This window comes from Bacillus cereus group sp. BfR-BA-01347, assembly GCF_022663835.1.
Classification (GTDB): Bacteria; Bacillota; Bacilli; order Bacillales; family Bacillaceae_G; genus Bacillus_A; species Bacillus_A thuringiensis_K.
This window is the reverse complement of sequence record NZ_JAKUGG010000022.1, coordinates 1-14,374: the sequence shown is the minus strand read 5'-3', so window position 1 is coordinate 14,374 and position 14,374 is coordinate 1. Positions and strand designations below refer to the sequence as shown.

The following is a 14,374-nucleotide window of genomic DNA, read 5'->3' as shown; positions in this document are numbered from 1 at the left end:
GAGGGATTCGTTATTACTTAGCGAAATTATATTAGGAGAGTAATTATTTCAAAACGTTTACGAGAAACAGATTACTGCAATTAGAAAAGGGGACATACCTATGAATGAATTGATTTTCGTCTTATTAATTTGTCCATTATTTATCTTTATCGTATCTGTTATTGGAACACGCAAAACGCAAACGTATTACGTAATGCCGATTGTAACGTTTGCTAGTTTTTTAATAATAGGTGTTATCGCCTTTACTCCAAAATTTTTCTTTTGGGTCGGCATGTATAGCATTTTCTCATTTATTGTTTCTTATGTGACTCTATTGTTTGTAAGAGGATATAAGCTTGCAGAAAGCACTAAGTAGTTAAGGAGATTGTAATATGATTTTCTTTAATATTGATGGAACTTTACTTGAATTTTTAACAATAATATAAAAAACGACCGCGTTCCCCCGCGGTCGTTTTTTTGTATTACGCTGTGATCCAAGCTTCGTTAGCTGGATTTTTACGCCACTCTTGTAATTTTTTCGTTTCAGCTTGTCCGATCATACCTTTTTCTGCTGCAACTTCAGTTAATGCACTGTAATCACTTAAAGAATATGATGCTACGTTAGCTGCTTCTAGCTTTTCTTTTCCTGCTTCTAGCTCGTATGTGAAGATTGATACGATTCCTAATACTTCACATCCAGCTTCGCGAAGTGCTTCTACACATGTAATTGCACTACCGCCAGTTGAAATTAAGTCTTCTACTACTACGACTTTTTGACCTTTTTCAGCTTTTCCTTCGATTTGGTTCCCTTTACCGTGCCCTTTTGCTTTACTACGTACGTAGCACATTGGTAAATCCATACGATCGCTTACCCATGCAGCGTGCGCAATACCAGCAGTTGCTGTTCCTGCAATAACTTCTACAGTTGGGAAGTGCTCTTTAATTAACTCTTCTAATCCAGCTGCAATCGCTTGACGTACTTTTGGATAAGATAAAGTTAAACGGTTATCACAATAAATTGGTGATTTCATACCTGAAGACCAAGTGAATGGATCATTCGGTTGTAAAAATACTGCTCCAATTTCTAATAAATGCGATGCGATTTCTTTTTTCATACTGTTACACCTTCCCACTGTTGTTTTACTGTTTTATACGCTTCAAGCGGATTTTCTGCTTTTGTAATACTACGTCCGACTACGATGTAGCTTGAACCAAGTTCCCTCGCACGTTTCGGTGTTGCTACGCGTACTTGGTCATTTACATCATCGCTTGCAAGACGAATCCCCGGTGTTACTGTTACAAATTCATTTCCGCATACTTCACGTAATTTTGGAACTTCAAGTGTTGAACAAACAACGCCATCAAGTCCACTTTCTTTCGTTAGTTTTGCATAATGAGCAACCGCTTCTTCTAACGTTTTCTCAATGCCAATCTCTTTTTTCATCATAGCTTCCGAAGTGCTTGTTAGTTGTGTAACTGCAATACAAATCGGTCTCTCTTTTCCTTCTTGCTTACCTTCCTCTAATCCCTCAATCGCAGCTTTCATCATGCTGCTTCCCCCAGCAGCATGAACATTTACCATATCGACATCTAGACTAGCTAGGCTACGCATAGCGCTTTTTACTGTATTCGGAATATCATGAAGTTTTAAATCTAAGAAGATCTTATGTCCCTTTTCTTTTAAGTACGTAATAATCGCAGGGCCTTCTTTGTAAAATAACTCCATACCTACTTTGACAAATAACTCTTCCCCTTCAAAGTGTTGTAAGAATTGTTCTACTTCTTGTTTCCCTGGAAAATCTAGTGCAACGATTAACGACTGTGACATGTTTGCTTCCAGCTCCTTCCTTGACATTCCGAAATGTGATCAAATCCTAACTCATCTAATAATGCTGGTAACTCTTCAATAATTGTCGGACATACGAACGGATCGATAAAGTTCGCTGTACCTACTGCAACTGCGCTTGCGCCAGCATAGAAGAATTCAATTACATCTTCAGCTGTTTCAATACCACCCATTCCGATAATTGGAATGTTAACCGCTTGGCTTACTTCATGGACCATGCGAATTGCTACTGGCTTAATCGCAGGACCTGATAATCCGCCTGTACGGTTTGCTAAAATTGGTTTAGCTGTTTTTAAATCTAGACGCATACCAAGCAATGTATTAATCATCGTTAAACCATCTGCACCTGCATTTTCAATCGCTTTTGCAATTTCCACTATGTTTGCCACGTTCGGTGACAATTTCACGTATACAGGCACTTCAGAAACCTCTTTTACTCGCTTCGTTAAATCAGCAGCAATTTCAGGATTTGTACCAAAAGCGATACCACCTGTTTTTACGTTCGGACAAGAAATGTTTAATTCTAGTGCATGGACATTAGGCGCTTTAGAAATTTCCTTCGCAACCGCTACGTAATCCTCAGCTTGTGAGCCTGCAACGTTCGCAATAATTGGAAGGTCAAATTGTTCTAACCATGGTAATTCCGAATTCATTACTTTGTCTAATCCCGGGTTTTGAAGTCCAATTGCATTTAGCATGCCGCCTGGTGTTTCAGCAACACGAGGCGTTGGATTTCCATAACGTGGTTGTTCTGTCGTCGCTTTAATCATGATTGATCCTAGTACACTTAAATCGTAAAACTGTGCATATTCACGACCAAACCCAAAGCATCCAGATGCCGGTATAATTGGATTTTTTAATGATAATCCTGGTAATTCAACTTGCAATCTGTTCATAGTACAACCTCCCCGATTGGAAATACTGGTCCGTCGCTACACACCTTCTTGTAAGAATGTCCACTTGGATCTTCTTGTAAGTGGCATACACATGCGAAACAAGCTCCAATACCACAACCCATACGCTCTTCTAATGAAATATAGGCTTTTTTCTCTTTGTAACGTCCTTCTAATGCACGAAGCATCGCTAACGGGCCACATGAGTAAAGAATATCAAAGTCGATTCCGTAATTATCAATTACATCTGTGACAAATCCTTTTGTACCGTGTGTACCGTCTACTGTCGCAACGTACGTATCACCAAGTTCTGCAAATTTTTCTTCATAGAAAACAACATCTTTCGTTTGAAAACCTAAGATGTGAATAACACGTACACCCCTTGCAACGAGGCGCTGTGATAATTCATAAAGTGGTGGTACACCAATTCCCCCGCCTACTAATAAAGCTGTTTGGCCAGCTTCTGCTTCTTCTACAGGAAAACCGTTTCCTAATGGTCCCAGTACATCTACCATTTCACCTTGTTTTCTAGTTGCTAATGTTTTTGTCCCTTGTCCTTCGGCACGATATAGCATTGTAAATTCGTTCTTCTCTTGATCTACATTACAAATACTAATTGGGCGGCGCAGAAGGGGCGCAATGCCCTCTGCTACCTTAATGTGTACAAACTGCCCTGGTTCGTTCATTTGCTGTACTAACGTTCCTTGAAGCACTAATTCGTAAATATTTTTTGCGATTTCTTTTTGGTTAACGACGATCATATTTTGCTTTTGCATCATGCATGTACCACCTCGTGACGCTTTGTTTGCGTAATTTCTTTCATTGAATGAGCTGAGAATGTCATAGATTCTAATACTCGTAAGATTGCTCTCGTTGTATCAAGTGATGTTAAGCAAGCTACACCATTTTCTACTGATTCACGGCGAATGCGGAAACCATCACGCGCTGGTTGTTTTCCTTTTGTTAATGTATTGATTACAAACTGCGCTTTTCCTTGACGGATAATATCAAGTAAGTTGTAGTCTTCAGAATCAATTTTGTTTACAACTTGCACTGGAATATTTTGCTCCGCTAACGATTTTGCTGTTCCAGCTGTTGCTAATAAGTTATAACCGATTTCGTGGAAACGTTTTGCAATTTCCATTGCCTCTTCTTTATCTTTATCCGCTACTGTGATAATTACTGATCCGTGCGTTGGGATGTTAATTCCAGAAGCAACTAATCCTTTGTATAATGCTTTTTCAAGTGTTAAGTCTTTACCCATTACTTCCCCTGTTGATTTCATTTCAGGTCCTAATGTTGTATCAACTGAGCGTAGTTTCGCAAACGAGAATACCGGTGCTTTTACATATACTTCTTTCTCTTCTGGGTGATAACCAGTTCCGTATCCTTGCTCAACTAAGTCTTGACCTAAAATAACTTTCGTTGCAACATTCGCCATAGGTACGCCCGTAATTTTACTTAAGAACGGTACTGTACGACTCGCACGTGGGTTTACTTCAATTACGTACACTTGATCTTTGAATACTACAAACTGGATATTTAGTAATCCAACAATGTTTAAACCTTTTCCAAGTGCAATTGTATGTTCAATAATTTGTTCTTTTAGTTTCTCAGATAAGCTTTGTGGTGGGTATACTCCAATTGAGTCACCAGAGTGAACTCCAGCGCGTTCAATATGTTCCATAATACCTGGAATGAATACATTCTCGCCGTCTGAAATTGCATCTACTTCAATTTCTTTACCAACCATGTAACGGTCAATTAATACCGGATGCTCCGCATGAACTTTAACTGCATTTTTCATGTAGTGCAGTAGTTCTTCTTGACGATATACGATTTCCATCGCACGTCCACCTAATACGTAAGATGGTCTTACTAATACTGGGTAACCAATTTCTTCAGCGATTGCTACCGCCTGTTCTACAGTTGTTGCTGTTTTACCAACTGGTTGTGGGATACCTAATTGTGTTAGTGCAGCTTCGAATTTATCACGATCTTCTGCACGGTCTAGATCTTCAAGTGATGTTCCTAAAATTTTCACACCGTGTTCTTCTAGTTTCGCTGCTAAGTTAATTGCCGTTTGTCCACCGAACTGAACGATAACACCTTCTGGTTTTTCTAAATCGATAATGTGCATTACATCTTCAATCGTTAATGGTTCAAAGTATAATTTGTCAGAAATACTGAAGTCTGTTGAAACTGTTTCTGGGTTGTTGTTAATAATAATTGCTTCATATCCAGCTTCTTTAATTGCCCATACTGAGTGAACTGTTGCGTAGTCAAACTCAACACCTTGACCAATGCGGATCGGACCAGATCCTAGAACTACTACACTCTTACGATCTGTTACAATCGATTCATTTTCGTCTGCATATGTGCTGTAGTAATATGGCGTTGCAGATTCAAACTCTGCCGCGCAAGTATCTACCATTTTGAATACTGGCATCATATTATTTTCTTTACGCATATCATAAATTTCGCGCTCCGTTTTGTTCCAAGCTGCTGCAATGTAGTGATCGCTGAAGCCCATTTCTTTTGCAGTTTGTAGTACTTCCATATTTCCTACATTCGCTTTTACTTCACGTTCCATATTTACGATGTTTTCAACTTTTTGTAAGAAGAAGAAGTCCATTTCACACCATTCATTGATTTCTTCTTTCGTTACACCTTGGCGAATTGCTTCTGCTACAATAAACAGTCGTTCATCATCCGCTTTAATGATACGTTTTTTCATCGTTTCTTTATCAAGTTCTTTTAAGTGGTCTAATTCTAAGTGATAAATGCCAAGCTCTAAAGAACGAACTGCTTTTAGTAATGATTCTTCTAAGTTACGTCCGATTGACATAACTTCACCAGTTGCTTTCATTTGTGTTCCAAGCGTTCTGTTCGCTGATTCAAACTTATCAAACGGCCAACGTGGAATTTTTGAAACAACATAGTCTAACGCTGGCTCGAAGCAAGCGTAAGTTTTTTGTGTTACTGGGTTTACGATTTCATCTAACGTTAAACCGACTGCAATTTTTGCTGCTAATTTCGCAATTGGATATCCAGTTGCTTTAGATGCTAGTGCAGATGAACGACTTACACGTGGATTTACTTCGATTACATAGTATTGGAAGCTATATGGATCAAGCGCAAGCTGAACGTTACATCCGCCTTCAATTCCTAGTGCACGAATAATTCGTAATGAAGTGTTACGTAACATTTGATATTCACGGTCGCTTAGCGTTTGGCTCGGTGCTACTACAATCGAATCACCTGTGTGAACACCAACTGGATCGATGTTTTCCATGTTACATACTACAATCGCGTTATCATTTGAATCACGCATTACTTCATATTCAATTTCCTTACAGCCAGCAATACTTTTCTCTAATAAACATTGTGTTACTGGACTATGTTTTAAACCGCTTGTTACGATTTCAATTAGCTCTTCTTCGTTATGGCAAATTCCGCCGCCCGTTCCTCCTAATGTGAACGCTGGTCGAACGATTACTGGATAACCAATTTCATTTACAAATCCATATGCTTCATCAAGGTTATGAATAATTTCACTTGGTGGTGTTGGTTCATTTAAATCTTGCATTAATGTACGGAATAAATCACGATCTTCCGCTTGCTCGATTGCTGATAATTTTGTTCCTAAAATTTCAACTCCGCACTCGTCAAGTACGCCTGATTTTGCAAGTTCAACAGCCATGTTTAAACCTGTTTGACCACCTAATGTTGGTAGGATTGCATCAGGACGTTCTTTACGAATAATACGGCTTACGAATTCTAATGTTAATGGCTCGATGTATACTTTATCTGCTGTTGCAGTATCCGTCATAATTGTTGCTGGGTTAGAGTTAACAAGGATTACTTTGTAACCTTCCTCTTTAAGAGATTGACAAGCTTGTGTGCCAGAGTAGTCAAACTCCGCTGCTTGCCCAATTACAATTGGTCCTGATCCGATTACTAAAATTGTGTTAATGTCTAGGCGTTTTGGCATAACTCTTCCCCTTCTTTCTTGAAGTTTTCAATCATTGTTAAGAAATCTTCGAATAAATCATTTGCATCTTCTGGTCCCGCTGAAGCTTCTGGATGGTATTGTACTGTAAATGCTGGGAACTTCTTATGACGAAGACCTTCTACCGTTCCATCGTTTAAAGCAACATGTGTAATTTCAAGATCTGTATTTTCAACTGATTCTTCTTCTACTGCGTATCCGTGGTTTTGAGATGTAATTGCTACTTTTCCAGTTGCAAGATTTTTTACTGGATGGTTTAAACCACGGTGACCAAATTTCAACTTACTTGTATTTGCACCTGATGCTAGAGCGAACAATTGATGTCCTAGGCAAATTCCGAATAAAGGAACTTTACCGATAATGTCTTTTAACATTTCAATTGCTTCTGGTACATCTTTCGGATCTCCAGGTCCATTACTTAACATAATTCCATCTGGGCTAAGGCGTAAAATTTCTTCTGCTGTTGTGTTGTAAGGAACTACAATTACATCACAGTCACGCTTATTTAATTCTCGTAAAATACCATGTTTCATACCGAAGTCTACTAGTACAACTCGGTGACCACGACCTGGGCTTGGGTATGGATCTTTCGTTGATACGCGTTTTACATGATCTGTAAATACTGTCGCTTTTAATTGGCTTACAATGTACTCTACATCTGCATCCATGTTACAAAGGCGTCCGCGTAATGTACCGTATTGACGAATTTTTCTCGTTAATTTTCTCGTATCAATCCCTGCTAATCCTGGAATATTTCTTTCTTTCAAGTAATCATTTAACGAAATTTCATTACGGAAGTTTGATGGGTGATCACAAATTTCGTTTACGATTAAACCATTTACAGATGGGTGAATGGATTCAAAATCGTCACGGTTAATGCCGTAATTTCCGATTAATGGGTACGTGAATGTTACGATTTGACCGCAATATGATGGATCAGATAATGTTTCTTGATATCCAGTCATTCCTGTTGTAAATACAACCTCACCTGACTTTTCGATTTCGCCTCCGAAACCTGTTCCAATTAATACTGTTCCATCTTCTAAGATAAGTTGTCTTTTCATACTAATGCACTCTCCTTTTGCCATGCGATCTTACCACCAACGATTGTCATTACCGGCCATCCTTGGCATTTCCAACCTGCGAATGGTGTATTTTTTCCTTTTGATAAGAATGTTGTTGGGTCAATCTCTTCTTCTTGTTCTAAATCAATGATTGTAATATCAGCTGCTCTACCTTCTTTTAGGCGACCTGCTTCTAAGCCGAATGTATCAGCTGGCTTTTCTGTTAAGAATTGAATTAACTGTTCTAGCGTAATGACTCCCTTTTTCACAAGGTTTGTGTATAGAAGCGGGAATGCTGTTTCAAAACCAGTAATTCCAAACGGTGCTCTTTCAATTCCTTGTGCTTTCTCTTCCGCTGTATGCGGTGCATGGTCAGTTGCGATCATATCGATCGTTCCATCTAATAAACCTTCAATTAATGCTGCATGGTCTTCTTTTCCACGAAGTGGTGGGTTCATTTTAAAGTTAGGATCAGCTGATGGGATATCATCTTCACATAACACTAGGTGATGCGGTGTTACTTCTGCTGTTACTTTAATTCCAGCGCGTTTCGCATCACGGATTACACGTACAGAACCTTTCGTACTTACGTGACATACGTGATAGTGGCAATCTGCTGCTTCAGCAAGCAGTATATCCCTTGCAATATGTACAGATTCACATACTGATGGGATACCGTTTAATCCGTGTTTCTCAGAAAACTTCCCTTCATGTACACAACCTTTATTAATAAGCGTATTCTCTTCACAGTGCGCAACTACTGCCATATCTAATTTTGCTGCACGTTTCATAGCCGCTAACATCATGCTCGCATCTTGTACGCCTACGCCGTCATCTGTGAAAGCAAATGCTCCAAGTTCTTTTAATGTTTCGAAATCTGTCATTTCAGAACCAGCTTGACGTACTGTAATTGCTCCGTATGGTAGTACGTTAACATGAGCTTTTTCTTCAATACGTTTTTGCAAGTCTTCCATATGTTCTCTGCAATCTGGTACCGGGCGTGTATTTGGCATTGCGCAAATTGTAGTGAATCCACCTTTTGCCGCTGCTAGTGTACCTGTTTCAATTGTTTCTTTATGTTCACCACCTGGTTCACGAAGATGTACGTGTACATCTACTAATCCAGGTGCGATTAACTTTCCGTTCACATCGATTACTTCAGCATTATCTGCCGTAATATTTTCTGCTACCTTAGCGATTTTACCGTCTTGTACGAGAAGATCCGTTGCTACGATTTTTCCTTCTTCATTCATATAACGACCATTTTTAAACAAATAATTCATGTTTCATTCCTCCTAATACATTTGGTAAGGCGCGTTTTAGTACAGCCATTCTTACGTAAACTCCATTTTCCATTTGTTTAAATATGCGTGAACGCTCACACTCAACAAGTTCACTTGCAATTTCAACATCACGGTTTACAGGAGCTGGATGCATAATAATGCTTCCTTCTTTCATACGCTTTTCTCTTTCTACTGTTAATCCGTGTTTCTCATGATATTCTTTCATAATGTCTGTTTCATAATGATCATGACGCTCATGTTGTACACGGAGTAACATCATTACATCAACTTCTGGAACAAGTTCATCTAATGGTTTGTATGTTCCAAATGTGTTGTCTTCATCTTTCCACTCTTCTGGACTTGCAAAGTAAATCGTTGCACCAAGCTTCGTTAATGCTTCTGCATTAGAACGTGCTACTCGGCTATGACGAACATCTCCTACTATTGCAATCTTCAAACCTTCAAATCTTCCAAACTCTTGTTTAATTGTAAGAAGGTCCAGTAGGCACTGTGTTGGGTGGTTTCCGCATCCATCTCCAGCGTTTAAGATTGGAATATTCACCTGATCTTTTAGTTCATCGAAGTAGCGATCTTGCTCGTGGCGGATGACCACTGCTTTTGTTCCGATTGATTCTAGTGTTCTTATCGTATCGTATAGAGTTTCTCCTTTTTGTACGCTAGATGCATCAGCTGAAAAGTTTAAAACATCAAGTCCTAATCTCTTCTCAGCAACTTCAAAGCTAAATCTCGTTCTCGTACTATTCTCAAAGAACAAGTTCGCAACAAAAGTTTGCTCTGTCGTTTTGCTCTCTTTTCCATTCGCAAAATCTTCTGCATCTTTTAGGATTTCTGAAATTTCTACTTCCGATAATTCACTCATCGTTAACAAATGGCTCATCGTCATCCCTCATCTTTCTGATTTTTATGTTACCACTTTTGAATTTTTATAACAACCTTTGCATAAAAATACCCTAGTCATGTGAGACTAGGGTGCAAGAAAGAAGCCACCCTTTTCGGTCTCACAGGACTGAATTAAAAGGTTATTATTATGAAGCAATCTGCTTAGATTGTTTTATTTGTTTCGTTTCCGGTAGTAGTAGATTTAACAGTACACCTACAATTGCTGCTAGTGCCATTCCTTCTACTTGGAATGATTCTCCTACGTGAAGTACCGCTCCACCAATACCGATTACTAATATTACTGATGCAATCATTAGGTTTCGTTTGTCACTTAAATCTGTTTTATCATCTACCATCATGCGTAATCCGCTTGATGCGATTACACCGAATAGTAAGATTGATACACCACCCATAACTGGTGTTGGGATCGAATGAATCAGTGCAGAAATCTTACCGATAAATCCGAACATGATTGCGAATACTGCTGAACCGATGAATAAGTATACACTGTATGCTCTCGTAATTGCTAGCACACCGATGTTTTCACCATACGTTGTATTTGGTGGCCCACCGATTAGTGACGCGATTAATGTTGCTACTCCGTCACCGAAGATTGAACGGTGTAAACCTGGTTTTTCAATTAAATCTCTTTTAATAACATTTCCAAGAACAATTTGATGTCCGATATGTTCTGATATTGTTACTAGTGCAACTGGTACCATCAAGAGTACAATCTTCCATGAAAACTCTGGTGTGTATGTTACAAATGGTACTGTGAAATCTGGTACAACAAACCATTTTGCCTCAGCTACCGGCTTTAAGTCTACTAGCCCTTGGAAGTAAGCGAAGATATATCCGCCGATAATGCCAAGTAACACTGGTATTATACTGAAAAATCCTCTTCCAAATATCGAGCATATAATTGTAATTGCTAATGTTACTAACGCTACTGAAAAATGTGTAAAGCTATATTTGCCATCCGCATCGTTCATCGCCATGTTAACTGCTGTATGTGCTAAAGCTAGACCGATTACCATTACTACTGGACCAACTACGATTGGTGGTAGTAATTTCATAATCCACTCTGATCCTGATTTCTTAATTCCGAGTGAGATTAAAATGTACACAAGTCCTGCTAGCAAACCACCAAGCATTGCCGCTCCCGGTCCACCTGCCGTTTTGGCTGTTATAATCGGTGCGATAAAGGCGAATGATGATCCTAGATAAGCAGGTACTTGGCCTTTCGTTATAAGAAGGAACGCTAACGTTCCTAATCCACTTGATATTAATGCTACTGATGGATTCAATCCTGTTAAAAATGGAACAAGCACTGTTGATCCAAACATCGCGAACAAATGTTGTATACTTAAAAATAACCATTTTCCCGGTTTCGGTACTTCATTAACGTCTAACACTGGCTTTTGTTCCATTGTTACATCCTCCTTCAGTTTAAATCTTTGCAATAAAAAAACTCTTTGTGCCTGTGCACAAAGAGTCCTACACTTTCGTATGCCAAATTTGACATATGAAAGCCAAGACCCTTTGGCAGCCTCACAGGACTACATTTAAAAGGGCTTTACTTATCGTATATGCTTACTCGATCTTGTTGATCTGTCTCTTGCAAATCAACTTCGATACGCTCTTCACTTGATGTTGGAATGTTCTTCCCTACATAATCAGCGCGAATTGGTAATTCGCGATGACCTCTATCAACAAGAACCGCCAATTGGATTTGAGATGGTCTACCTAAATCCATAAGAGCATCCATTGCTGCTCGAACTGTTCTTCCTGTATATAATACGTCATCCACAAGGATAACTTTTTTCTTCGTAATATCTACAGGGATATCAGAACCTTTTACAAGTGGTTCTTTATTTTTCGATTGTAGTGTTAAATCATCACGATATAACGTAATGTCTAACTCTCCAACTTCCATTTCTTTTCCTTCAATTTGACCAATTCGTTCTGCCAAACGTTGTGCAATAAAAATTCCACGAGTTTTAATTCCGACAAGAACACAATTATCGACACCTTTATTTCGTTCCACGATTTCATGACTAATTCGTGTTAAAGCGCGGCGAATCATTTGGTCATCTAAAACGACAGCTTTCTCTTGCATGCTCTACACCTCCAAGCTTTTTTCTTGCGTGAGAGTAATGGTATAAAAAAAGTCCTCTCAGCGTGTGCGAGAGGACTTTTGAAAAAAGGGTACAACATACCCTAAGTATTTCAAACCGTTACCTTCTCAACCTCACGGGGCTGTGTTAAAGGATCATTATTTAACTGTTGTCAGTATCTCAGTTTTCTTATGATTTGTCAATACTATTTTCGTAAAATATTTAATGCGTCTTCAAACACTTCTGGAATTGGTGCCTCAAACTGAATATATTCACCAGTACGAGGATGATCAAAGCCTAAAATACCCGCATGAAGTGCTTGTCCATTCATATCTAACGTTTTCTTCGGACCATACTTCGGATCTCCTGCAAGTGGATAGCCAATATATTTCATATGAACACGAATTTGGTGCGTACGTCCCGTTTCTAAGCGACATTCTACAAGTGTAAAGTCTTTAAAGCGTTCTAACACTTGGAAGTGCGTAACAGCGTTCTTACCATTTTCATCAACTGTCATACTTTGACGCTCTTTCTTATCACGAGCAATCGGAGCATCAATCGTTCCCTTATCATGCGGAATCACACCGTGTACAATCGCTTTGTAACGTCTCGTTACTGTTTTTGCTACAAGCTGATTTACAAGCGATTCATGTGCCATATCATTTTTAGCAACCATTAATAGTCCAGATGTATCTTTATCAATACGATGCACGATACCTGGACGCATTATACCGTTAATGCCTGATAAGTCTGTACAATGGTGCATGAGGCCGTTTACAAGTGTACCACTTGTATGCCCTGGTGCTGGATGTACAACCATACCACGTGGCTTATTTACAACAAGCACATCTGCATCTTCATAATAAATTTCTAAATTTAAATCTTCTGGTTGAATATCTAACTCTTCTGGTTCAGGAATTGTTACTGTAATTTCATCTTCTTCTTTTACTTTATAATTTCCTTTTACAGCTTTCCCGTTTACTGTCACAACGTCATCTTTAATCCATTGCTGCACTTGCGTACGTGACCATTCGTTATTTATCCCTGCAACGAATTTATCAATTCGCTCGTTTTTTTGCTCTGCTGCAACTGTTACTTGTACTACTTCACTCATTCAATTACTCCTTCGCTTTCTTGCCTTCTAATAATGTTTGAATAATAATTAATACAACACCAATACATAATGCTGAATCAGCTATATTGAATACTGGATAGTTGTACGAGAAAATATACACGTGAATGAAATCCACTACTTCTTGTCTAAATACACGATCAATAAAGTTACCAATTGCCCCGCCCAAAATTAGGCCTAACGAAATACCTAGAAGCTTGTCTGTTTTCGCATACTTTTTCATATAAAATACAATAAATACTACAAAAACAACTGTAATAATGTAGAAGAACCACATTTTATTTTCTAAAATACCCCAAGCAGCACCTCTATTTCGATGTGATGTTATGTATAATACATTGTCGATAATCGGAATACTCGTACCCAATTCCATGTTCTTTACAATTAACCACTTCGATATTTGATCGATAGCAATGACGAATAACGCTATTACATAATATATCATTTTCATTTCCCCCACAAAGACAGTGTACCTCAAAATTTTAGCATAGCTGCTACCTTTTCACAATGAACCTTTATAGAAGAATAAAATAAATTAAAAAAAGGTAATATAATATCGTTGTGCGTATTCATACATTTACCTTTTCATAGAAGAATTCATGAATCGTACGGGCAGTCGGCATTGTCTTCATTTGCTTTGTCGAAATTAATCTCCCCGTCTCTTCACAAATACCATACATGTCTATTTCCATCTTAAATAATGCGCGTTCTACATCCTTTAAATCCTCTTTTATATCATGTAATAGCAATTTTTTCTTTATCTCTTCCTTAATTTCATATCCAAGTTCTTGGCTGAACTCGACATCATATTTGTGCATTACTTCTTTAGCTAGTCTCTCTTGCAACTCTTTTCTCATCAATTGCAATTCTTCTTTTATTTCCATGTAAATTTCATTCACGTGTACATTCCTCCTAGCTGTAATGTACAGTTAGTGTGTCCGAAATTTATTTGCTTACCTCACACACATTTTTCCTTCACAGGAAAGAGTCTGAAAGTGATTTTGATATACCATCAACAAAAAAACTGACTGCATCAATTGAAGTGAACCCGAATAGTGGTACATGAAAAAAACACCTCCTGAATTCGCATACTAAGTATGCAAATTCATTGGAGGTGTTTTTCGTTTGAAGACAAGAGTTCATTACCC

General features: G+C 38.5%; 14 protein-coding genes. 1 reads left to right on the top strand and 13 read right to left on the bottom strand.

All coding sequences use genetic code 11. The features are described from left to right. Window positions 1–100 precede the first annotated feature (100 nt). Complete coding sequence (locus MR143_RS25210) at window positions 101–355, top strand: YbeF family protein (RefSeq protein WP_001003924.1); 255 nt, start codon at window positions 101–103, stop codon at window positions 353–355. A gap of 106 nt (window positions 356–461) precedes the next feature. On the opposite strand, the gene pyrE is transcribed toward MR143_RS25210, so the two are convergent. The 13 genes from pyrE to MR143_RS25145 form a co-directional block, all read right to left on the bottom strand. Then, window positions 462–1,094, bottom strand: a complete 633-nt coding sequence (pyrE, locus tag MR143_RS25205; RefSeq protein WP_000711449.1) for an orotate phosphoribosyltransferase — start codon at window positions 1,092–1,094, stop codon at window positions 462–464. After that, window positions 1,091–1,807: an orotidine-5'-phosphate decarboxylase gene (pyrF, locus tag MR143_RS25200; RefSeq protein WP_000083512.1), complete on the bottom strand. Its 717-nt coding sequence runs from the start codon at window positions 1,805–1,807 to the stop codon at window positions 1,091–1,093. The genes pyrE and pyrF overlap by 4 nt, the downstream gene beginning before the upstream one ends. Then, complete coding sequence (pyrD, locus tag MR143_RS25195) at window positions 1,792–2,721, bottom strand: dihydroorotate oxidase B catalytic subunit (RefSeq protein WP_001081049.1); 930 nt, start codon at window positions 2,719–2,721, stop codon at window positions 1,792–1,794. The genes pyrF and pyrD overlap by 16 nt, the downstream gene beginning before the upstream one ends. After that, window positions 2,718–3,497: a dihydroorotate oxidase B electron transfer subunit gene (gene pyrK, locus MR143_RS25190; protein WP_000983365.1), complete on the bottom strand. Its 780-nt coding sequence runs from the start codon at window positions 3,495–3,497 to the stop codon at window positions 2,718–2,720. The genes pyrD and pyrK overlap by 4 nt, the downstream gene beginning before the upstream one ends. Further along, window positions 3,494–6,712 (bottom strand): carbamoyl-phosphate synthase large subunit, encoded by a 3,219-nt coding sequence (gene carB, locus MR143_RS25185; protein ID WP_001126102.1) that lies wholly within the window; start codon window positions 6,710–6,712, stop codon window positions 3,494–3,496. The genes pyrK and carB overlap by 4 nt, the downstream gene beginning before the upstream one ends. Beyond that, a complete protein-coding gene (locus tag MR143_RS25180; protein WP_000828680.1) occupies window positions 6,697–7,794 on the bottom strand; it encodes a carbamoyl phosphate synthase small subunit in 1,098 nt (365 codons plus the stop codon). The genes carB and MR143_RS25180 overlap by 16 nt, the downstream gene beginning before the upstream one ends. Further along, window positions 7,791–9,077 (bottom strand): dihydroorotase, encoded by a 1,287-nt coding sequence (gene pyrC / locus MR143_RS25175; protein ID WP_001108367.1) that lies wholly within the window; start codon window positions 9,075–9,077, stop codon window positions 7,791–7,793. The genes MR143_RS25180 and pyrC overlap by 4 nt, the downstream gene beginning before the upstream one ends. Further along, window positions 9,061–9,975 (bottom strand): aspartate carbamoyltransferase, encoded by a 915-nt coding sequence (pyrB, locus tag MR143_RS25170; RefSeq protein WP_000018849.1) that lies wholly within the window; start codon window positions 9,973–9,975, stop codon window positions 9,061–9,063. Before pyrB ends, pyrC begins: the two co-directional genes overlap by 17 nt. Window positions 9,976–10,123: 148 nt before the next feature. After that, a complete protein-coding gene (gene uraA, locus MR143_RS25165; RefSeq protein ID WP_000435923.1) occupies window positions 10,124–11,407 on the bottom strand; it encodes a uracil permease in 1,284 nt (427 codons plus the stop codon). 146 nt (window positions 11,408–11,553) lie between these two features. After that, window positions 11,554–12,096, bottom strand: coding sequence for a bifunctional pyrimidine operon transcriptional regulator/uracil phosphoribosyltransferase (gene pyrR, locus MR143_RS25160; RefSeq protein ID WP_001156491.1), 543 nt, complete (start codon window positions 12,094–12,096; stop codon window positions 11,554–11,556). A 203-nt stretch (window positions 12,097–12,299) separates the two neighbouring features. Further along, window positions 12,300–13,208 (bottom strand): RluA family pseudouridine synthase, encoded by a 909-nt coding sequence (locus tag MR143_RS25155; protein WP_000005828.1) that lies wholly within the window; start codon window positions 13,206–13,208, stop codon window positions 12,300–12,302. A 4-nt stretch (window positions 13,209–13,212) separates the two neighbouring features. Beyond that, window positions 13,213–13,671 carry a lipoprotein signal peptidase LspA gene (gene lspA, locus MR143_RS25150; RefSeq protein WP_000642180.1) on the bottom strand — a complete coding sequence of 153 codons (459 nt, stop codon included), beginning with the start codon at window positions 13,669–13,671 and terminating at the stop codon, window positions 13,213–13,215. A 124-nt stretch (window positions 13,672–13,795) separates the two neighbouring features. Then, the gene (locus tag MR143_RS25145) at window positions 13,796–14,125 is read right to left on the bottom strand and encodes a TraR/DksA C4-type zinc finger protein (protein ID WP_001002956.1); all 330 of its coding nucleotides are present in this window, start codon (window positions 14,123–14,125) and stop codon (window positions 13,796–13,798) included. Between the last annotated feature and the right edge of the window lie 249 nt (window positions 14,126–14,374).